This is a genomic window from Geomicrobium sp. JCM 19055 (assembly GCF_000698185.1).
In the GTDB taxonomy this organism is placed as follows: domain Bacteria; phylum Bacillota; class Bacilli; order Bacillales; family Marinococcaceae; genus Geomicrobium_A; species Geomicrobium_A sediminis.
Genome location: NZ_BAXL01000012.1, coordinates 17071 through 36231, shown reverse-complemented (window position 1 = coordinate 36231; position 19161 = coordinate 17071). Strand labels below are relative to the sequence as shown.

At 42.0% G+C, this 19161-nt stretch carries 20 protein-coding genes, 7 pseudogenes and 1 other annotated feature; of the genes and pseudogenes, 18 read left to right on the top strand and 9 right to left on the bottom strand.

The features are described from left to right. Nucleotides 1–140 precede the first annotated feature (140 nt). Both JCM19055_RS11595 and JCM19055_RS11590 read left to right on the top strand, forming a co-directional pair. A complete protein-coding gene (locus JCM19055_RS11595) occupies nucleotides 141–485 on the top strand; it encodes a hypothetical protein (protein WP_042359832.1) in 345 nt (114 codons plus the stop codon). 37 nt (nucleotides 486–522) lie between these two features. Beyond that, nucleotides 523–1896 (top strand): aspartate kinase, encoded by a 1374-nt coding sequence (locus tag JCM19055_RS11590; RefSeq protein ID WP_042359831.1) that lies wholly within the window; start codon nucleotides 523–525, stop codon nucleotides 1894–1896. A gap of 15 nt (nucleotides 1897–1911) precedes the next feature. Here the strand turns inward: JCM19055_RS11590 and JCM19055_RS11585 are convergent. From JCM19055_RS11585 to proB, 5 genes and pseudogenes are all read right to left on the bottom strand, one after another. Further along, a pseudogene (locus JCM19055_RS11585) lies at nucleotides 1912–2655 on the bottom strand (ion transporter). A gap of 80 nt (nucleotides 2656–2735) precedes the next feature. Next, nucleotides 2736–3575 (bottom strand): pyrroline-5-carboxylate reductase, encoded by an 840-nt coding sequence (gene proC / locus JCM19055_RS11580; protein WP_042359830.1) that lies wholly within the window; start codon nucleotides 3573–3575, stop codon nucleotides 2736–2738. Continuing rightward, complete coding sequence (locus tag JCM19055_RS11575; protein ID WP_370543104.1) at nucleotides 3565–4515, bottom strand: glutamate-5-semialdehyde dehydrogenase; 951 nt, start codon at nucleotides 4513–4515, stop codon at nucleotides 3565–3567. Before JCM19055_RS11575 ends, proC begins: the two co-directional genes overlap by 11 nt. Further along, nucleotides 4491–4835, bottom strand: coding sequence for a hypothetical protein (locus tag JCM19055_RS31685; RefSeq protein ID WP_370543093.1), 345 nt, complete (start codon nucleotides 4833–4835; stop codon nucleotides 4491–4493). The genes JCM19055_RS11575 and JCM19055_RS31685 overlap by 25 nt, the downstream gene beginning before the upstream one ends. Next, nucleotides 4801–5913, bottom strand: a pseudogene (gene proB / locus JCM19055_RS31680) (glutamate 5-kinase). The gene JCM19055_RS31685 and the pseudogene proB overlap by 35 nt, the downstream one beginning before the upstream one ends. A gap of 41 nt (nucleotides 5914–5954) precedes the next feature. Further along, nucleotides 5955–6164: a binding site (T-box leader), on the bottom strand. A gap of 234 nt (nucleotides 6165–6398) precedes the next feature. On the opposite strand from proB, the gene JCM19055_RS11565 reads away from it, so the two are divergent. The 3 genes from JCM19055_RS11565 (at nucleotide 6399) to coaD (ending at nucleotide 8020) form a co-directional block, all read left to right on the top strand. Beyond that, nucleotides 6399–6668 carry a YlbG family protein gene (locus tag JCM19055_RS11565; protein WP_042359829.1) on the top strand — a complete coding sequence of 90 codons (270 nt, stop codon included), beginning with the start codon at nucleotides 6399–6401 and terminating at the stop codon, nucleotides 6666–6668. Between the two features lie 301 nt (nucleotides 6669–6969). Next, the gene (rsmD, locus tag JCM19055_RS11560) at nucleotides 6970–7533 is read left to right on the top strand and encodes a 16S rRNA (guanine(966)-N(2))-methyltransferase RsmD (RefSeq protein ID WP_042359828.1); all 564 of its coding nucleotides are present in this window, start codon (nucleotides 6970–6972) and stop codon (nucleotides 7531–7533) included. A gap of 4 nt (nucleotides 7534–7537) precedes the next feature. Next, the gene (gene coaD / locus JCM19055_RS11555; RefSeq protein WP_042359827.1) at nucleotides 7538–8020 is read left to right on the top strand and encodes a pantetheine-phosphate adenylyltransferase; all 483 of its coding nucleotides are present in this window, start codon (nucleotides 7538–7540) and stop codon (nucleotides 8018–8020) included. Here the strand turns inward: coaD and ylbJ are convergent. Continuing rightward, nucleotides 8017–9253, bottom strand: a pseudogene (ylbJ, locus tag JCM19055_RS11550) (sporulation integral membrane protein YlbJ). The gene coaD and the pseudogene ylbJ sit on opposite strands and share 4 nt — an antisense overlap. Before the next feature lie 136 nt (nucleotides 9254–9389). Between ylbJ and JCM19055_RS11545 the strand changes: the two are divergent. Both JCM19055_RS11545 and JCM19055_RS11540 read left to right on the top strand, forming a co-directional pair. Beyond that, nucleotides 9390–10182, top strand: a pseudogene (locus JCM19055_RS11545) (patatin-like phospholipase family protein). Further along, entirely contained in the window at nucleotides 10179–11273 is a 1095-nt protein-coding gene (locus JCM19055_RS11540) for a PDZ domain-containing protein (protein WP_052366256.1), read from the top strand. The pseudogene JCM19055_RS11545 and the gene JCM19055_RS11540 overlap by 4 nt, the downstream one beginning before the upstream one ends. On the opposite strand, the pseudogene JCM19055_RS29425 reads toward JCM19055_RS11540, so the two are convergent. Continuing rightward, nucleotides 11225–11868, bottom strand: a pseudogene (locus JCM19055_RS29425) (nucleotidyltransferase family protein). The gene JCM19055_RS11540 and the pseudogene JCM19055_RS29425 overlap by 49 nt on opposite strands. Beyond that, complete coding sequence (locus JCM19055_RS23775) at nucleotides 11807–12436, bottom strand: nucleotidyltransferase family protein (RefSeq protein WP_052366253.1); 630 nt, start codon at nucleotides 12434–12436, stop codon at nucleotides 11807–11809. Before JCM19055_RS23775 ends, JCM19055_RS29425 begins: the two are co-directional and overlap by 62 nt. A gap of 128 nt (nucleotides 12437–12564) precedes the next feature. Between JCM19055_RS23775 and JCM19055_RS11530 the strand changes: the two genes are divergently transcribed. The 3 genes from JCM19055_RS11530 to JCM19055_RS11520 all read left to right on the top strand — a co-directional run bounded on the left by JCM19055_RS11530 (nucleotide 12565) and on the right by JCM19055_RS11520 (nucleotide 14008). Then, nucleotides 12565–13098: a DUF177 domain-containing protein gene (locus JCM19055_RS11530; protein WP_042359826.1), complete on the top strand. Its 534-nt coding sequence runs from the start codon at nucleotides 12565–12567 to the stop codon at nucleotides 13096–13098. Nucleotides 13099–13195: 97 nt separating this feature from the next. Beyond that, nucleotides 13196–13369 (top strand): 50S ribosomal protein L32, encoded by a 174-nt coding sequence (rpmF, locus tag JCM19055_RS11525; RefSeq protein WP_042359825.1) that lies wholly within the window; start codon nucleotides 13196–13198, stop codon nucleotides 13367–13369. A gap of 132 nt (nucleotides 13370–13501) precedes the next feature. Further along, nucleotides 13502–14008: an RsfA family transcriptional regulator gene (locus JCM19055_RS11520; RefSeq protein ID WP_042359824.1), complete on the top strand. Its 507-nt coding sequence runs from the start codon at nucleotides 13502–13504 to the stop codon at nucleotides 14006–14008. 16 nt (nucleotides 14009–14024) lie between these two features. Here the strand turns inward: JCM19055_RS11520 and JCM19055_RS11515 are convergent. Then, nucleotides 14025–14517 (bottom strand): annotated as a pseudogene (locus JCM19055_RS11515) (N-acetyltransferase). 207 nt (nucleotides 14518–14724) lie between these two features. On the opposite strand from JCM19055_RS11515, the gene JCM19055_RS31675 reads away from it, so the two are divergent. The 8 genes and pseudogenes from JCM19055_RS31675 to ftsL all read left to right on the top strand — a co-directional run bounded on the left by JCM19055_RS31675 (nucleotide 14725) and on the right by ftsL (nucleotide 19066). Continuing rightward, nucleotides 14725–14889, top strand: a complete 165-nt coding sequence (locus JCM19055_RS31675) for a DUF3397 family protein (RefSeq protein ID WP_152549853.1) — start codon at nucleotides 14725–14727, stop codon at nucleotides 14887–14889. Next, nucleotides 14873–15103: a DUF3397 family protein gene (locus tag JCM19055_RS11510; protein WP_152549852.1), complete on the top strand. Its 231-nt coding sequence runs from the start codon at nucleotides 14873–14875 to the stop codon at nucleotides 15101–15103. Before JCM19055_RS31675 ends, JCM19055_RS11510 begins: the two co-directional genes overlap by 17 nt. Before the next feature lie 43 nt (nucleotides 15104–15146). Then, nucleotides 15147–15548 (top strand): bacillithiol biosynthesis BshC, encoded by a 402-nt coding sequence (bshC, locus tag JCM19055_RS11505; protein ID WP_081833636.1) that lies wholly within the window; start codon nucleotides 15147–15149, stop codon nucleotides 15546–15548. Between the two features lie 10 nt (nucleotides 15549–15558). After that, nucleotides 15559–16404 carry a bacillithiol biosynthesis BshC gene (bshC, locus tag JCM19055_RS11500; protein WP_193745399.1) on the top strand — a complete coding sequence of 282 codons (846 nt, stop codon included), beginning with the start codon at nucleotides 15559–15561 and terminating at the stop codon, nucleotides 16402–16404. Next, entirely contained in the window at nucleotides 16349–16768 is a 420-nt protein-coding gene (gene bshC, locus JCM19055_RS11495) for a bacillithiol biosynthesis BshC (RefSeq protein ID WP_152549851.1), read from the top strand. The genes bshC (JCM19055_RS11500) and bshC (JCM19055_RS11495) overlap by 56 nt, the downstream gene beginning before the upstream one ends. A gap of 532 nt (nucleotides 16769–17300) precedes the next feature. Next, a pseudogene (gene mraZ, locus JCM19055_RS11490) lies at nucleotides 17301–17732 on the top strand (division/cell wall cluster transcriptional repressor MraZ). An 18-nt stretch (nucleotides 17733–17750) separates the two neighbouring features. Continuing rightward, nucleotides 17751–18683, top strand: a complete 933-nt coding sequence (rsmH, locus tag JCM19055_RS11485) for a 16S rRNA (cytosine(1402)-N(4))-methyltransferase RsmH (protein WP_042359819.1) — start codon at nucleotides 17751–17753, stop codon at nucleotides 18681–18683. Between the two features lie 20 nt (nucleotides 18684–18703). Beyond that, nucleotides 18704–19066 (top strand): cell division protein FtsL, encoded by a 363-nt coding sequence (ftsL, locus tag JCM19055_RS11480; protein ID WP_042359818.1) that lies wholly within the window; start codon nucleotides 18704–18706, stop codon nucleotides 19064–19066. Nucleotides 19067–19161 lie beyond the last annotated feature (95 nt).

The following is a 19161-nucleotide window of genomic DNA, read 5'->3' as shown; positions in this document are numbered from 1 at the left end:
CTTATGTATTATCGTAGAAGTTCCTTGAAAAATTGTCAAGAAATGAACGACGGTTCACGGTCTTAATAAAGGATATTCCTAGATTCTAATTAAGAATCTAAGTATAATAAAAGAAGATATAGGAACGAAAGGGATTGTATATGAAACGCAAGGATAAAAAAATTGTCATTACGCTATTATCTGTTGTTGCAATTCTTATCATCGGTGGAATGTTTGTGCCAATCAGCGTGAGTGCCCCGAGTGATACTCGCACGATCCTTGATCATACGACACAAACGTATGCAGCTCCTTCGTGTTTTGATGAAGCAGAAATGACGAACTTCCTTCAAGAGACGACGTTTGGCCATGCCAAATCGTTGGATTATGATGCAGAGTCTTCATGCTCCACTGATTTTTACACTCAATCAGACGTCCCCATCTTTTTCGCGATGCTGCAATTATTTGGACTAGGAGAACAACAATGGTCGGAAGAAGACCGTCTATAGCTATGAATGTACACCAAGAAAAAGGGAGAGAGAGTAAATGAAAGTTGTAAAATTTGGCGGAACATCAGTGGCGAGTGGGCCACAAATTGAAAAGCTCACGAATATCGTACAAGAAGATGCTGAACGAAGAATTATTGTCGTTTCAGCGCCGGGAAAACGAACGAAAGACGACATTAAAGTAACCGACATGCTGATTGACTTAGGTGAGAAGTGTATTAAAGGTCAATCAACAGACGATGCGCTGGCAGCAGTGATTGAGCGCTATCAATCGATTGCAAAAGAGCTCGCATTGCCAAGTGAAGCAATTGAAGAAGTAGAACAAGATCTTCACGCTCGCGTTGACTTTTATAGCAAAGCGGACAATGATGATCAATTTATGGATCAAATGAAAGCCGCAGGCGAGGATAATAATGCGAAACTAATCGCAGCTCACTTTTCGAATGTAGGCATTGATGCAGTTTATATGAATCCGAAAGTAGCTGGACTTCTCGTTGAAGGCGAACCTGGGGACGCCAGTGTGATTCCAGAAGCTTACGAACAATTAAAAGCATTACGTGATGAAGAGCGCGTGATCGTATTCCCGGGCTTTTTCGGGTATACCGAGGATGGGATCTTAACGACATTCCCAAGAGGTGGTTCAGACATTACAGGTGCCATTGTAGCTGCTGGTGTAAAGGCCTCCCTTTATGAGAATTTCACAGATGTTGATTCGGTTTATGTAGCAAATCCAAATGTCATTGAAAATCCAGAAGAGATTCACCATATGACGTACCGCGAAATGCGCGAGCTTTCGTATGCTGGTTTTTCAGTTTTTCATGATGTTGCGTTAATTCCAGCATTTCAACATGACGTTCCAGTAAGCATTAAGAATACGAATAACCCATCAAGTGAAGGGACATTAATTACCGCTCGTCGTAAAGAAGAGAATACGTACTTCCCTGTCACTGGGATCGCTGCTGATAAAGGGTTTAGTATTATTTACGTTCGAAAGTATTTAATGAACCGCGAGATTGGATTTGGACGTAGGCTTTTAGAAATGGTTGAAGAAGAAGGCCTATCTTATGAACATTTACCTTCTGGAATTGATGATACGTCGGTCATCATAAGAACATCTCAGTTTTCCATTGATAGCGAGAATCGCCTTATTAATCGCATTCAAAATGAACTCGGTGTCGATGACTGCTACATTGAGCACGGGTTTGCGATGTTAATGGTTGTAGGAGAAGGCATGCATGAGACCGTTGGTCTAGCTTCAAGAGCAACTCAAGCGATATCAAGTGCAGGCGTTAACTTAGAAATGATTAATCAAGGTTCTTCAGAAGTATCGCTTACATTTGGAGTAAAAGAGCGTGAAGCCGATGATGCACTACAAGCATTATACAAAGAGTTCTTCGCTAAAGTAACCCAATAACAAAAAACTCGGATCCTATTTTGGATCCGAGTTTTTTATGTCTCGAAGCATTTGTTTTACTTCTTGTAATTCGTTTTGAAGCTTTTGATAGTCTGTTTCTTCGGTGCTATGTTTTGCGGTGTCTTCTTCGTTTGCTTTTTCAACGTTGTTTACGATAACCCCGATGAATAAGTTAAAGATAATAAACGTACCGACTAAAACGAACGCAATAAAGTAAATCCAACTCCACGGCTCAATCTCTAAAATCGGTCGCATTACCGCTTCTGTCCATGAATCTAACGTTACAATTTGGAAGAGCGTCAATATAGAGCGCCCGAGGCTTCCGAAATACTCCGGAGAAATTGATGCAAATAACATCGTACCGATGACAGCAAAGATGTAAAAGACGAGACTCATTAAAAACATAATGTTGAAGAGGGAAGGGATCGTGCGCATAAGTGCATCAAGAGTCTTCGTAATGACGGAATGACAGAGATCGCACGAAGCACTCGAAGTACACGAAGCACTCGGAGAACCGTCACGAAGTGTGCACCTGCAAACAGGTGACCGGCTAAGATAATCAAGAAGTCAAACCAGTTCCAACCGCTCTTGAAAAAAAGTATAAAATGGGACGCTTGAAATGAGTCGTAACACAATTTCAACGGTGAAAATCCAAAGCAACACACGGTCAGCAATGTAGAACCATTCTTGATAAGGAATGTACAGTTCTGGGTACGTTTCAAGACCGACGATAACCGCATTAACAAAGATAAAGAGCATCACGACAATCGTAAAAAAAGCGATGCTCAACGAAGTCTTGAAGTTTGAGGCGCCAATGTTTATCTGAGCTCACGTATCACTTAACCTCCGATTGAAGTATGATCCACATCGTAGTCGCCAAGTTGCTTTGATCGACCGATGGCCGCATCGGCACCTTTAGCAATGTGTTCTTTCACTTGAAACATTTCGAGATGCTTAAATGCTGCTTCAGTCGTCCCGCCAGGGCTCATCACTTCTTTATAGAGCTCTTTTGGTGTTTGTTCAGTGTGACTAAAGCGAGTGGCAGCACCGATCATCGTCTGAACGATTAATCGTTTCGCTTCATCAGAACCAATCCCGGCGCGTTCTGCTGATTCCATCAAGCCTTCAATAACATAGTACATGTACGCAGGACCACTACCAGAAATGCCGGTAACGGCATCCATTTGTGTCTCCGTTACCGTCGTTACAGTACCGACGTGTAAAAACAACGATCGTGCAAGTTCAACGTCTTCATCCGTTGCATATTCACCTTTACAAATCGCAGTTGCTGATTGCATGACCGTTGCGGAAGTGTTTGGCATGGCTCGTATCACGGCATTTTTCGTACCGAGTAATGAGGAAATATAGTCCGTTTTTGTTCCTGCAAGTACAGAATAAAATACATGATGTTTCGTTACAAAAGGTCGTAGTTGAATGATCGCAGATTCAATGTCTTTTGGTTTCATTGCCAGCACGACAACATCACTTTCGTTCATTGCTTCTTTAACATCGGTTAATGTTTCGATCTCATAGCGTTCTTTCATATACGCTAAGCGTTCTTGATTGGATTTATTCATCGCTTTGATCGTCGTTTGTTTCGTTTGATCAGTCGCACGTACACCAGCGATGATCGCTTCAGCCATAGCCCCGGCTCCAACAAACAACAGATTAGGTTTCATGACTATATTGAACTCCTTTCGTTTGTCCACTTCCTTGGATGACGTACTTGTTCGTTGTGAGTGCTTCAAGGCCAAGAGGTCCTCTTGCATGAAGCTTCTGCGTACTAATGCCAATCTCTGCACCGAATCCGAATTCTCCACCATCCGTAAAGCGGGTCGAAGCGTTATGGTACACAGCAGCTGAGTCAATCAATTGTTGGAAACGCTCGACGATCGCTTCGTTGTTCGAGACAATCGATTCTGAATGATGACTACTATACTGATCAATGTGACGGATCGCTTCTCCGCTATCGTTAACGGTTTTCATTGCAACGACGTAATCAAGAAACTCCGTTTCAAAGTGTTCTTCGGTGACAGGTAAGACGTTTTCGTTTAAAGTTTGCAACGTGTCATCACCATAGATGGTCACGCCTTTATCAATTAACGCGTGAATCAAGTCATGACCGTGAAGGGTCGCCCATTCACGATCTACGAGAATGGTTTCGACTGAATTACAGACAGAAGGACGGTCGGTTTTGCTATCGATGGCAATGTCAATGGCCATTTGTTTATCGGCTGTTCCTTCAATATAAAGGTGGCAGTTGCCTTCTCCAGTTTCAATCACAGGGACGATTGATTGACGGAGAACGGTTTGGATCAGTGAGGCACTTCCTCTCGGGATCATCACGTCGACAAGTCCTCGTAATTGACCGAGTTCATTCACACTCTCCCTTGAATCTGGAGAGATGAGTTGAACGATGTCTCGGGATAAGCTTGCTTTCGTAAGGGCATCTTGCATCACCGTTACGAGCACTTCATTTGAACGTTTCGCTGATGAACTTCCTCTTAGTAAACAAGCGTTACCTGCTTTTAGACAAAGGCTTCCTGCGTCAATTGTGACATTTGGGCGGGCTTCATACACCATTGCTATAACGCCTAACGGAGAGCGGACGTTTTTAATGACGAGTCCGTCTTCTCGTGTCCACGATTGTTCGTTTTCTTTTCGTAATGGGTCCGGTTGTCAATAAGAGTAAATAACCCTTCTTTCATTGATTCAATTCGATCTGGCGTTAACGTTAAGCGATCAATTAATTCATTTGAGATTCCGTTTTGTACGGCATCATCGATGTCTTTTACGTTCGCATCATGAATGGCGTCTTTCGCTTCATCTAAACCTTGTGCAATCAGACGTAATACTTCATTTCTCTTTTCGAGGCTTGCGTTTGCAATAGCGTTACTCGCTCGTTTACAAGCGGTCGCTTGTTGTTTTGTTAGACTCATCAATCATCTGTCCTTTCTGATGGCTTACCCAATGATCTCTATGAATACAAACGATTGAAGTCTCGTTTGCTGTTCCTAATTCATTTGAAGACAATGAAGAACGACCTTTACCGACGAGTAACCCGTCACGGTCGTAGACTGCAATAATGGCTCCTTTTTCAAATGATGCTTCGACTTTTTTTAATTCCAACCGCTAGTAAGCTCTTGCCACGGTAGAGCATCGCATCCTTTGCTCCATCATCAATCATAATACGCCCTTCAATTTCTGAATGAAGACCAACCCATTGGCGGTTTTTCGTCCATGTATTCGGTTGACGCTCAACGTACGTTCCTTTGCCGTTTCCATTGACTGCTTGGATTAATTCTTCTTCACTTTCTGCACGACCGATGAACGTATTAATTCCTAACGATTGCGCTCGTTTTGCGGCTTCTAGCTTCGATTTCATACCACCAGTTCCAAGGCTTGATCGTTTGTCATCCATCTCATTGATAAATGAATCGGTAATGACAGTTAACTGCTCAATTCTTTTTGCGTCAGGTTGACTTGGATGGGCGTTATAAACGCATCAACATCCGTAAGTAGAAGCAGTTGATCGGCGTTTAATAGACCAGCAACAAGACTTGAAAGCCAGTCATTATCACCAAACGTTAGTTCTTCAATGGCGATGGAATCATTTTCATTAATAATAGGAATGACTCGTCTTCTGAGAAGCTCAGCCAATGTTTGATAGGCATTGTTGTATTGCTCTTCGTGGGAAAACGTGCTTCTCGTTAATAACAATTGCGCTACAGCAATTGACTGTTTTAGAAACGCTTTCTCGTAAGCTTCCATTAACAACCCTTGGCCAACTGCTGCGGCTGCTTGTTTTTTGGCAGTCGTTGTTGGTCGTGTTCGGTAGCCGATTTTTTGAAAGCCTGCAGCAACGGCGCCTGAAGATATAAGAATAATCTCATACCCTCGTTGGTGTAATTCACCAATTGCACGACTATAGTGAATGATTCGTTCGTGAGCAATTCCACCATCACGCTTTGCCAGTGAGCTACTGCCAATTTTTATGACGATGCGTTTTGTGTTCATGTTAGTCACCTCAATCGAAAAAAAGCTCCTATTTCATCCGTATTAAGGACGAAATAGGAGCTTTTCCGCGGTACCACCTTGATTAACCACAGCGATGTGGTTCACTTGTACTCTTTATCGCAGAGTAGACGGTCAGCGGTTAACTGACTGCTCAAGGTAGGTTTCAAAGGAGTTAGTGGCGCGAAGGTTTCAGCGGGTGCTTCGCTCTCTGTAGCATAACGTCCTTTTACTTGTCCTGTCATCGCATTTCGATCATTAACGTACATATGAAAGTGAACATATAATATCATTTTCTCTATAGGCTTGCAAGCACAATGGCGTGAGGCTTCGTTGCTTTTTCTTGGAAAATGATTGATCTTCACTCTTGTTTTTGAACGAAGTCATGAGTACAAACGTTGGCAACGTTGTAACGGCGTTGTCACTAACTTGTTCCCATGATAAACTAATGGAATAACATTCCGGTTTTACCGTAAGGGGCGGTACGTATGTATCAACAAAGACAGGGACTAGTAGTCTGGGTACAATCGTTAAAACACGTCAGGCATTTACGCAAGTATGGACACGTCCAATACGTATCTAAGAAAATGAAATATGTTGTCTTATATTGCAATGTCGACGATGCCAACAGTGTATCCGAACAAATTGGACGATTGAATTTTGTCCACAACTTAGAATGGTCGGTTCGAAGGGAACTTGATTTGAATTTCGAAGATGACACTCAATTGGAAAGAACAAATGAACATTTGCATACTTAATGGCTTGAGTACTCATACTCAAGCTTCTTTTATACAAAAAAAAGCCGCGCGCCCTTATGGACACGCGGAGCCTGTTGTTATCGACAGGCAATGGGAGAGGAGAAACCGGAGGAAGCGCTTATGGGGAAACGTAAGCGTTCTCCGCGGTTACTTGCAACATGGGATCATGTTGCTAACTCTATCATGTCCGTAAACGTGCAAGAATATACAAACCGATGTGAATCTTTTTCTTGAATTGTCACTTTCAAGGTATGATAAACTAAAAGGGTTTTATGAATGCAAGATAGAAAGGAAGTTAATGATGCGTGTCATAGCAGGAGAACAGCGGGGGATGCGATTACAAGCTGTAAAAGGAAATACAACGAGGCCGACTGCTGATAAAGTTCGTGAGGCGTTATTTCATCGACTTGGACCTTACTTTGATGGAGGCATTGGTCTTGATCTTTATGGGGGTAGTGGAGCCATATCGATTGAGGCGATCAGTCGTGGAATGGAACGAATGCACATTGTAGAACTTTCAAAAGAAGCGATTACAACGATTACGAAAAATGCGAAACATTGCCGTGTCGACCAACGCTTAACGATTCAACAAGGACGTGCGCAATCAGTACTTAAACGTTTAAGCAGTGAACGTATCCAATTTGATTTTATTTATATCGATCCACCTTACAAACAGCAAATGATTGAAGAAGATATTCAAGCGATTGTAGACGGTACTCTCTTGCATCCAGATGGTGTAATTGTATGTGAACACGATTCGGGTGTCACGTTACCGAAAGTGATCGAGTCGCTTGAAACGGTTCATGAAAAACGCTACCGAGATACGACAATTACGATGTATCGAATGAGTGAAAGTGAGGAATAAGGATATGACGACGATCGCAGTTTATCCAGGCAGTTTTGACCCTGTTACGAATGGACATATTGATATTATTGAGCGCGGCGCAAAAGTTTTTGACGAAATTATCGTCGCTGTTTTAAACAATCAACGAAAAACACCATTGTTTTCAGTGGAAGAGCGTGTGCAATTGTTAGAAGAGTCGTTAACACATATTACCAACGTATCCGTTGACTCGTTTCAAGGTTTGCTCGTTGACTATGTGAAAGAGAAGAATGCAAGTGTCATTGTGAGAGGGTTACGAGCGGTTAGTGACTTTGAATATGAAATGCAAAACGCCTCAATTAATCGAAAATTAGAATCGTCAGTTGAGACGTTTTTCATGATGACAAATAACAATTACTCTTACTTAAGTTCAAGCATCGTAAAAGAAGTGGCTCGATATGGGCGAAATGCAGAAGACCTCGTGCCACCTCCAGTGGAGCGTGCGCTACGTGAAAAATATCAACGTTAACGATTCATGATCAGTCTTTGGTGCCAAATGACAATAGAGATGAGCAATGTAACGAGTGTAACGATCGGACCCCACGTGTAAAAGCCATCCATGAACGTTGCAAGGAAGTTTTGTGACGCGCCTCCAGACGCCGTTTCTTGCACACGGGTTGATACAGCCAATCAAATACGAAAAACGTTAACGTTGCAGCGAAGACACCTTGCATGACCCTTGCAAAAAAGAATGGTTTAAATCGAATATCCGTAGCCGCAAGAATGCTAGCAGCTTGTGCTTGAGCGGAAAATCCTGCAAATGCGAGTAAGAAACTAACGATGATGGCTTGCTCTTTTAGTGTTGCTCCTGTCGTTGTGCTGACGAGTTGACTACCAAGCGTCATTTCAAAAAGTCCTGAAATAATTGGTACGCTTAACTCAGTCGGAAATTGGAAAATCATTAATGCCAATGTCACGATCAGTGCCAACCATTGCGTAATGTGCAGCAAAGATAGAACTTCATTTAACACAGAGAATAGAATAATGAAACCACCGATCATTAATAGCGTCTGTACCGATGATTGAACGGCATCGCCAAGTTTTTGTCCGATCGGTCTCGTATCTTGAAGACGTTCTTCATGTAACATGTGAAAAGCTTCTTTTAAGGAAGGAAAACTTTTCTTTTTTTTGTCTCGTCTGTATGTGATTTCTTCCGTGGAATCGCATCATAATTCCGACGAGGACGTTGCCTCCGTAATGGGCAAACGCAAGAACAATTCCAAGAGCAGGGTCGTGAAAAAAACCGATCGCAATTGCCCCGAACAGAAATAGAGGGTTTGAAGAGTTTGTAAATGCAACGAGACGTTCAGCTTCAATTGTCGTGATTCGTTTGTCTTTCCAAAGGCGTGCGGTTAGTTTTGCACCTGCTGGGTAGCCACTGGCAAGTCCCATCGCCCATACAAAACCACCAGTGCCTGGCACACGAAATAACGGTCTCATTAATGGTTCCATATAGCGCCTAGAAAACTAACGACGCCAAAGGCGATGAGAAGCTCAGAAATTATAAAAAAAACGGTAGTAACGACGGAAAAACGACTTCCCACCAAATCGATAACCCTCGTAATGATGCATCCAATGAATGTTGAGGGAAGAGCATCAATGAGGCTGCCATTAAAAGTACAGAACAAGCTAGAAAAAGAGAATTCCATTTTGAAAGTGACAAAAGAACAGCCTCCTCATTGGTGGACTCAGGACAAGGCATTGTACTTTCATAGTTACGTTTCGTTCACAAAAATAGAACGAGCTCTCGTTTTCTTTTAAAATAAGGAATGAGTCTCGAAAGAACTGGTAAGCTATCATAGAAGTCATTTCTTTGGTATTAAACGGAGGAGTGAAATGTGGAACAACGAAAACCGAAAGTTGGTCTTGCTTTAGGTTCTGGCGGAGCGCGGGGAATTGCTCACGTCGGAGTCCTTGACGTATTTGAGAAAGAAAACATTCCGATTGATTATATTGCAGGCAGTAGTATGGGTTCACTTGTTGGTGCGCTATTTGCACTTGGGCATTCAGCGACTGATTTGGAAGAATTAGCATCTTTGTTTAAACGAAAGTACTTTGTTGATTTTACGGTTCCGAAAATGGGTCTCATCAATGGGAAGCGGATTGAAGAATTAATCTATATGCTCACTCAAGGCAAAAATATCGAAGACTTAGAGATCCCACTCTCCATCGTTACGACAGATTTGCAAAAAGGGAGATCAGTCATTCTAGATTCAGGTAGCATTTCAAAAGCCGTTCGAGCGAGCATTTCCATTCCTGGCATTTTTGTACCCGTACAATATGATGGGAAGATTCTCGTTGATGGTGGGATTGTCGATCGTGTACCGATTCAAGCGGTTCGCAATATGGGCGCAGATATCGTGATTGCGGTTGATGTTTCATTTTTTTCCAAAGGACCCACCGATCACGTCTATTTATGATGTCATAATGCAAAGTATGGAAATTATGGGAAGAGAGATCGTTGAAAGCAAATGGCTCCAAGCTGATGTGCTGATGCGACCGATTTTGAAGCAGCATAGTACTGTCGCTTTTCAAGAAATTGAAGCACTAGTTGAACAAGGAAGAGTAGAAGCCAGTCATTACGTAGAAGACATAAGGCGGCGCATATTAAATTGGGAGGAGAAGCGATGAGCGAGAAGAACAACCGAAGTAAACCTACAAAGACGCTGTGGATCATAGCAATTAGCTTACTCGCTGTACTTTTGATTCAACAGATCCCAATTGGTTATTATTATTCTCAACCTGGAGATGCCACTGGTCTTCAAGAAATCATTACGGTTGAAGGGGGTTCAGACCTTGAAGAGGGAGAGTTTTACTTAACGACAATTTTGCAAAGTAGAGCCAACCCCTTTTTATATTTATGGTCGTTTTTAAGCCCGTACCGCGTGTTAACACCAGAAGAGATGATTATGACTGAGAACGAAAGTGATGAAGAATACCATCATCGCCAAGTCGAATCGATGAGGCAATCTCAAGATGCTGCAAAAATTGCAGCCTACCGAGCAGCGGGAGCAAGTGTAGATATTAAAGAAAATGGGGTTTTTGTTACTCAGTTTGTTGATGGAATGGGTGCAGTAGATGTACTAGAAGCCGGTGATTTAATCGTTGGCGTTGATGAGCAAACGATTCTAAATTTCACAGAGTTAACCGAAGCATTGTCTGAGAAAACGGCAGGTGAAGAAGCGGCGTTAAGCGTCATTCGTGAAGGGGAACAAATACAAGTTGATGTTGAGATGCAATCATTCCCGAATGCAGGAGATGAAAATGGTCAGCCAGAGGATGCAGTCGGATTAGGGATTATCTATCCTGTTAATGACCGCACCGTGACATTTGATCCGGAAGTTACGATTGAAGCAGGAGCCATTGGTGGCCCTTCAGCAGGATTAATGTTTTCATTAGAAATCTATAATCAATTGCAAGAGGATGACATTACAAGGGGACTTAACGTAGCAGGCACAGGATCCATTGATGAAGACGGAAATGTTGGCAGAATCGGAGGCATTTCTCAAAAGGTAGTTGCTGCAGATCAAGCGGCATTGACATTTTCTTTGCGCCTAATGATGAAGAGCTTGGTGAACTTTCAAACTATCAACAAGCCAGAGAAGCAGCAGAAGACATCAATACCGACATGCAAGTCGTTCCAATTTCTACACTTCAAGAAGCGATTGACTATTTACGTTCTATCGCTTAAAACGATCGGTTTTTCATATTCGCGTTGGTAGAAGTCAGGGCGGATTGAAGTTGGTAAATAGCTCCAATAAGCAAATGCGGCTTTTTCATCGAGTCGCATTTGTGCGTTTTTTTGCCTCGGTGGACGGTCGTACAGTTGAAGCGTTGTTTCTTTCTTAATTTTGCTTAAATAAGCTTGTCCTGCCTTAGAAAATCCTAATAAACGAACCGCAGATGGTTGGCGATTCGCACCTAATGTGTCAGCCATGCTCGCTTTTGTCGTTTTTGTTAAAATGTGGACGAGTGTACGTTGAATTCGAACCCAGGTGTATCGCTTGGTTTTTACGAGATTCATAAACGATTGGAGCTGTCCGCTTTTTTTGCTGCGTCGACTAGCCGATATTCTAATCCTTCTTGAACGTCATAGTAAGAAGCAAGAACCGTGATGTCAGTCGTTAATAATTCATGTTGTAAGTACTTGTAATAGTCATCCCAAGACACGAGTGGATGCTCGTTTAGCACAGCGTAGGTTTCATTTGGCACGAAAGGGCGAATGTCTTCAAGTTCATCGTTTGACAGTGCACGTCTAATTGCAGTTGCGCTGGCGATTGAACTTTTTTTCTTCAAGGTCTTCGCTATGGTATCCACTTCCGGTGCGTTGAATCGTTTCAGGCTGAATTGACGCGTTTAATTCTCTTGCGGCTTTCACGTATTGATAACCTAGAATGTTATTCGGTTGACTTAAATCTGGGAATGTCGTAGGTGGTGTTAATTCAAGAAATGCTTCAGACTGTGCTCTAGGGTATGACGCTCCTTCATTCATGCGTTTTTTTACGTGCGATTCTAGCGTTTGTTCATGTTGTTGCATAAACAGATCTAATTCCATAAATGCATCGATATCACCGTATTCACTGCCAAAGTAAAACGAGTCGATGAGTAAGTCGTTAAGAATTGAAACGCTACCTCGTGCAAATAAGCTTGCATGTTGACTAGAATAAGCGTAGGGGAGTTCAACGACTAGATCAGCACCTGCATCAAGGGCTAGCTTTGTTCGCGTTTGTCGCGAATAACTTGCAGGTTCGCCGCGTTGTAAAAAATACCCACTCATGACACAAACGACGACGTCTGCTTTCGCATGTTTTTTTGAGGTTTGTAAATGATAGAGATGACCGTTATGAAAAGGGTTGTATTCCACGATAAGCCCAATTGCTTTCATAATTACCCTTCTTTCGTAATTTGAATGTGAAATCATCGTTCGCTTACAGTATAATGTAAAGAAAAAAATGTTGACAAACAAGCATAATGACAGCTATAATTACTTTTGTTGCTTTGAGGTGATAATTAATGCGCTGGACGATTCAACAACTTCTAACAAGCCGTAAAGATACGATCCCTTTCGAGAAGGATGTGAACGTATCTGAACTTGTAGAACGCGATCAAGAACTGCGTGATATCTCGCCTGTTCATATCAAAGGTTTTGTTCAGATTACTAGCCAGTATGCGACCTTTCAGTTTACAGCGACAGGTACGTTCGTGTTACCTTGCGCTCGCACGTTGGTCGATACAACGTCGCCATTTGAAATTGACATCATTGAGCGATTTCGAATTGATGGTTTGCCAGTAACTGATGATGAAGATGAAACGCTGCATGAACCGGAAAATGGTTATGTTGATCTTCTCCCATATATTAAGGAGAACATTCTACTTGTAATTCCAATTCGTGTCATTAATGAAGATGAAGACCTTAAAAAAGATGGACTAACATCTGGGAACGGTTGGGAATTAAGCGAAAAGCAAAGCAAAGAGAATGATGATGACCAAAACGCCATTGATCCCCGTTTGAAAGACTTAGCTAAGTATTTTCAAAACGATCAATAATGAAGATGATCATAGATGGTTGCGCGTAGCCTTCATGCATGTTGAAATGGATAATGTTTAAGGTAGTATCGATTTGTTAAAGGAGGTGGCAAGAGACATGGCAGTACCTAAAAGAAAAACATCTAGTACTCGTAAAAACAAACGCCGTACGCACGTAAAACTTGCTGTACCAGGTATGACAAAATGCCCGGAATGTGGAGAGCTTAAGCGTTCACACCGCGTATGTAAATCATGCGGAACGTACAAAGGTGAAAGTGTTGTAGAAGCGTAAACAGTAAGGAAGTCCCTTTATCAATATGATAGAGGGGCTTTTTTTTATTTCTCTTATGAATCATAGACTTACGAATTCTTGCATAAAAGTACATATCGGATTCTACTTACTATGAGGGTTGGAGGGATGGAAATGACAGCAATTCGTCAAGACGCATGGAGCCAAGAGGAAGATCAGTTACTAAGTGACCTCGTATTAGCTCACATTCGAGAAGGCAAAACACAATTACAAGCTTTTGAAGAGGTAGGCAGTCGCTTAAAGCGAACGGCAGCTGCGTGTGGCTTTCGCTGGAATGCGACCATTCGAAAGCAATATACGAAAGAAATTGAGGCTGCAAAAGAGAATCGTCATTATGAACAAGCGCATGCGGAAGTGGCAAGTGTAGCGGATGTAAATGTACCAACTAAAACAAGTTCTACGTTAAGTAGTATGAAAGATGTTATTGATTACTTGCAAACACTCGATGAATCAGAGTTGTACACAAAGCGGATCGAAAGTGAATTACAGAAAAAGCAATTAGAAAACGAAGCACTCGTCTCAAAGCTTACGAAAGTAGAACGAGAACTAAAAGCTGTTCAACATGATTACCAATCGTTTATCTCACTTCTAGAAAAAGCGAAAAGTCATTCGCGAATATAAAAAAGACGGGTCGCAATTATTGCGACTCGTCTTTTTGTAAGGTTTGTGCTTTTACATTAGATGGGTACCAAACGTAAGGGTTCTCTCCACGATCACGAATTTCATCGTAATGTACCGCATCAAATTTCATGTTTAGCCAAAACTGATCAGATCCTTGGCGTGCATTCGTTTTAACTGGATAACCAAATGATTTCGCGTGTTCAACGAGTGCTTTACCGAATCGTTGGTTACGATAAGGTTCAAGAACTTCGAGTTTCCAAAGCTCTAAGTATTTTTGTGCTGGGGAGAAATACAAGTCATAGGCCTTGTCAATCTCATATAAACACATTCTCGCTACGAGCCTGTCACCGATGTAAATGCCGAAAAAAAGGAGACTTGCTGTTATTTTCAATCATATCTTGCTCTAATTCTTCTTTCATAGAAAGTTCTTGGATTCCAACTTCCCGGAATGCTTTAAAATCCTCAAGTGTTTTGTAATTAATTCGGAGTTGCTCAATTTGTACGTCCAATGAAGTGCCTCCTTCGCTGTCTGTATTACAATTCTATACTACTATAAATTAACATTTTTGTCGTAGGTGACGACAAAAATCGTTGAAAGACAGTTAAGCATTTCTTGATTGGGTTATGCTAAACTGAGTAGTAGAGAATGGGCTGCGTACACCAAAAGAATAGACACCTTTGCTGCTGCTCGAAGGGAGTTGTAGCGAGACTTGACGATGATTACTTTACTTACAGTGCTTATTACTTTTCCGCTCGTCGTTTTTTTGTTACTATCAGTTTTGCTCGTACGTTTTATGAGCAATAAAACGAGGGCGTTAAAAATTGCTGCAGATTGTAGTGTGCCATTTTTCTTTTTTTGCAGTAATGATGATTTGGTATGAACTGTTTACGATCGGCTTTATTTGGATTGCCTTGGTATTTTTATTCATTGGTATGTGGTTAACATTTGCCCAGTGGAAGAAGTTCGGCGATCTTTACGGTAGAAAGTTATTTACAGCGATTTGGCGAACGTATTTTATCGTTTTAGTGCCGATGTATGTTACGTTGTTATGCATCGGAATCCTTTCGAGTGTAACTACATATTTCACAGCATAAGCTTGATGTGAACGCACGAACTCGTCAAGAAAGGTCGGGAATCATGACAATAGAAAGATATTCAATGAATTTGGATAAATGGTTGAGTGGATACGCAAGTGGCGATGATGAAGTTCAATGTTTGTTTGATTATCGACCGATCGGTCATTCAACCGAACGTTTTGAAGAATTAAAGAGTTATCAGTTAAACCACGATGATTTGCGTCAGGCGCTGCACGAATATCATCAGCAGTTTGAATACAATGACATGCAGTTAGCGCAAATTGAGAAATTAAAAGATCAAAACGCTACGGTCATCGTAGGGGGACAGCAAGCAGGTCTTTTTACTGGACCGATCTATACAATTGCGAAAGCCTTAACGATCATCCAAAAAGCGAAGATCGAACAAGAGCGTCTGCAAACGCCAGTGATCCCAGTTTTTTTGGATCGCTGGAGAAGATCATGATATTGATGAAGTGAACCACGTGTATGTACACAGCACAACGGGTAGTGTCAAGCGAGTGAAGTATACTGGAGAGACGAAAGCAGGGGCGCCAGTCACGCATCAGCCTCTTAACAAAGAAGCGATGGAGAAGATGATTGATGAGATTCTAATCGCGCTCGGTGAGACGGACCACACGAAATCATTGCGTGACAAGCTGCAACAGTTCGCGGCACGTTCTAGCACGTTTACTCATTTCTTTGCTGAGATGATGTCTTGGATCTTTAAAGATGAAGGACTCGTGCTCATTGACCCTGAAGAACCCATTTTTAGAAAGATGATGGGGAACATATTTGAAACGCTGCTTATGCAAAATGACGATGTACGTCAAAGTTTTGTGAGAAGCAGTGAGCGTATGGAAGAGCAAGGGGAAGAGCCGTTTATTACCCTTTCCAAAGATCACGCTCATCTGTTTTACCATATTGACGGCTATCGAGAGAAGCTGGTTGCAAATGAAGACGGAACGCTTTCAATTAGTGATCATCGCTTTAATCAATCGTCGAAACAATGGGCAAAAGAAGCTCAAGAATATCCTGAGCGCTTTAGTAGCAACGTATTTACGAGGCCGTTTGTTCAAGAGCAGATGTTGCCTGTATTGTATTTCGTAGCGGGACCAGGTGAAATTAAATATTGGTCGATGCTTAAGCCATTGTTCCATCAATTTAACCGCAAAGTTCCTCCTGTCACCTTGCGCTTACAACAAACGTTTGTAAACCGACGTAGCGAAAAGGGCGTTCGTATTAGCCAAAAAAACGCCTTTAGAAATCGTTTCAGAAGGTACACGAGCAAGAAGAGAAGAGCTAAAAGAGAATTACCATAAAGTGGACAGTGAGAAACTGTATGAACGTAGTGTCAGTCTTCTAGAAGAAGCGGAGAAAGAAATGAGAGAAGCGCTTCTTTCATTTTCTAAAAGCGAAGAACGATATAGTGATCGTCGTTTAAATGAAATGAAACGAACATTTGAATCGATGCGAGACAGAATCGACAGCTGGCAATACCACAAAGCGAACGTTGATATTAACAAACTAACTCATGCGGAGGCTCACTTATCGCCTAACGGTAAACCGCAAGAGCGAATGTTAACGATCGTCCAAGTGATAAATGAGATTGGGATTGAACGTTTACGAACCCTTCTCTTTAGTGCGACGTTTGAAGAGTATCAACATCTCGTCTATTACGAATAAATCCCCCACTTGTCCCCACGAGTAAAGTGGGTTAATCGATTAAACCGGTGTTTTTCTTCTATGTAGAAGGAAAGTGCCGGTTTTTTTATCTTTTTATTGATTGAATTATTTGTCTTTTATCGTAAGGCAATGAAAAAAAGCGATGTCTGAAGACTGTAGAATCCGTCGGAAGAAACGTCTAATTAGACAGAGCCCGTCAAAACTTACAGCAGGAATGAAACGATCCTCGACATCGAGTAAAATGCACCGTGAAGTTTACGTCAATTTTCACGGTATTTAGCGTGTAGTGAGATTGATAATAGTGATACATTTACTGAATAAGTGAAAGCTGTAGTTATGAGAGCACGGTAAAGCCTGATTTGTCAAGGTTTTCCCGTGCTTATTCTCGTTTGTAATCACGACAAAATTAGCGTCATTTCATAAGGTAATAAAACTGTAAAGAAATTGACGTAAAAAAAATCGAGTATAAAACGTGGTGTAAAGTGGGGGATTGTGGTAAGTTAAAAATATCAAGTGGAGGGGGATGGCGAACATGTTCATGGGAGAGTATACCCACGCCATCGATGAAAAAGGACGGCTCATTATTCCATCAAAGTTTCGCGAACAATTGGGGGACCAGTTTGTCGTAACGAGAGGAATGGACCAGTGTGTCTTCGTATACCCTAGATCTGAATGGGACCTACTTGAACAGAAGTTAAAATCATTGCCATTTACTAAAAAGGATGCCAGAGCGTTTACCCGTTTTTTTCTTTTCGGGTGCTCAAGAGACATCTTTTGATAAACAGGGAGAGTCAACATCCCGCTACCGCTTCGAACCTATGCGAATTTAGAGAAGGAATGTGCCATTATTGGTGTTTCAAGAAGAGTTGAGATTTGGAATTCTTCTATTTGGGAAGCCTACTTTACTGAGTCGGAAGAATCGTTTAGCGAGATTGCTGAATCAATGGAAGATCTTGATTTCTAAAGAAAGGAGCGTGCAACGATTTTTAAGCATGAAACTGTGCTTCTACAAGAAGCCGTTGACTATTTGGATATCAAACCCGATGGTGTCTATGTCGATTGTACTTTCGGCAGGGGAGGGCACTCATCGCACATCTTAGAACAGTTAAATGATCAAGGTAGGCTGTACGCTTTTGATGCAGATGAGGAAGCGATTTTGTCAGCGAAAGAACGATTCGCAGATGAACCGCGTTTAATACTTACTCACGTCAACTTTAAAGAAGCGGTACCGACGCTTCGTTCACTAGGCGTTGAACAGATTGATGGCGTTTTGTTCGACCTTGGTGTATCTTCACCGCAATTTGATGATAAATCCCGAGGGTTTAGTTACCAAGGGGATGCTCCGCTTGATATGAGAATGGACAGGCGTCAACCGTTGTCAGCGAAAGAAGTCGTTAATGAGTGGAGTTTCGAACAATTATCACAGATGATTTATCGCTACGGGGAAGAGAAATTTGCAAAGCAAATTGCACGCGCGATTGAAAGAGCACGAATGAAAGAGCCAATCGAAACGACCGACCAACTCGTTGAGCTCATTAAAGAAGGAATTCCAGCTGCAGCGAGAAGGACTGGGGGACATCCTGCTAAGCGAACGTTTCAAGCGATTCGTATTGCAGTTAATGATGAATTGCAATCGTTTGAGCGTGCGTTATCCGATTTTGTATCTATGATGAACTTGAATGGACGCATTGCGGTCATTACGTTTCATTCGTTAGAAGATCGCTTAACGAAGTCGACATTAGACGAATTTTGTCGCTTACCAAAGCTTCCGCCAGGTTTGCCAGTGATCCCGGAAGAATTAGAACCGTCGATGCGCTGGGTGAAGAAGAAACCAATTTTACCGAGTGACGAGGAAATTGAACACAACCGTAGAGCCCGTTCTGCTCGTCTTCGCGTCGTAGAAAAAATAAAGTAATCAAATCGAGGGAGGCAGCAATGAGTCAATTCGCACATAAACATCAACATGTTGAAGAGCATCATCAAAGTCAAGATGTACGTACCGTAAAAAAGCGTATTCAAAAACGAATTACTCTTGGTGAAAAATGCATCATGTTCATGATTCTTGCCATTGTTGTGACGACTGCCCTTTTTATGATCTCCAATTACGCGACCATTTACGGTCAAAACAGTAGCATTGACACGTTGGAGCGTGACATTGCAGCTCAACAAGAGCGTAATGCTGGATTGGATTTACAAGTCGCGGAATTAAGTGACCCTGAGCGAATTCTACACTTAGCACAGGAGCATGGTATGGAGTTAAATGAAGCCAATGTGCAGGTTGTAACAGGTAACGAATAGTACGCATCGAGCAAGGTGGTGGTGTTGTGAAACGTACAACGATCGTATACCGAGCGTTAACCGTGTTCGCCGTTGCTGCGCTTTTTTTGGCAGTA

Bases quoted from the DNA above. Each gene is read 5' to 3' on its own strand.
- JCM19055_RS11595 (WP_042359832.1), top strand. From the start codon at position 141: ATGAAACGCAAGGATAAAAAAATTGTCATTACGCTATTATCTGTTGTT.
- JCM19055_RS11590 (WP_042359831.1), top strand. From the start codon at position 523: ATGAAAGTTGTAAAATTTGGCGGAACATCAGTGGCGAGTGGGCCACAA.
- proC (WP_042359830.1), bottom strand. From the start codon at position 3,575: ATGAAACCTAATCTGTTGTTTGTTGGAGCCGGGGCTATGGCTGAAGCG.
- JCM19055_RS31685 (WP_370543093.1), bottom strand. From the start codon at position 4,835: ATGAGTCTAACAAAACAACAAGCGACCGCTTGTAAACGAGCGAGTAAC.
- JCM19055_RS11565 (WP_042359829.1), top strand. From the start codon at position 6,399: ATGTATCAACAAAGACAGGGACTAGTAGTCTGGGTACAATCGTTAAAA.
- rsmD (WP_042359828.1), top strand. From the start codon at position 6,970: ATGCGTGTCATAGCAGGAGAACAGCGGGGGATGCGATTACAAGCTGTA.
- coaD (WP_042359827.1), top strand. From the start codon at position 7,538: ATGACGACGATCGCAGTTTATCCAGGCAGTTTTGACCCTGTTACGAAT.
- JCM19055_RS11540 (WP_052366256.1), top strand. From the start codon at position 10,179: ATGAGCGAGAAGAACAACCGAAGTAAACCTACAAAGACGCTGTGGATC.
- JCM19055_RS23775 (WP_052366253.1), bottom strand. From the start codon at position 12,436: ATGAAAGCAATTGGGCTTATCGTGGAATACAACCCTTTTCATAACGGT.
- JCM19055_RS11530 (WP_042359826.1), top strand. From the start codon at position 12,565: ATGCGCTGGACGATTCAACAACTTCTAACAAGCCGTAAAGATACGATC.
- rpmF (WP_042359825.1), top strand. From the start codon at position 13,196: ATGGCAGTACCTAAAAGAAAAACATCTAGTACTCGTAAAAACAAACGC.
- JCM19055_RS11520 (WP_042359824.1), top strand. From the start codon at position 13,502: ATGACAGCAATTCGTCAAGACGCATGGAGCCAAGAGGAAGATCAGTTA.
- JCM19055_RS31675 (WP_152549853.1), top strand. From the start codon at position 14,725: ATGATTACTTTACTTACAGTGCTTATTACTTTTCCGCTCGTCGTTTTT.
- JCM19055_RS11510 (WP_152549852.1), top strand. From the start codon at position 14,873: ATGATGATTTGGTATGAACTGTTTACGATCGGCTTTATTTGGATTGCC.
- bshC (WP_081833636.1), top strand. From the start codon at position 15,147: ATGACAATAGAAAGATATTCAATGAATTTGGATAAATGGTTGAGTGGA.
- ftsL (WP_042359818.1), top strand. From the start codon at position 18,704: ATGAGTCAATTCGCACATAAACATCAACATGTTGAAGAGCATCATCAA.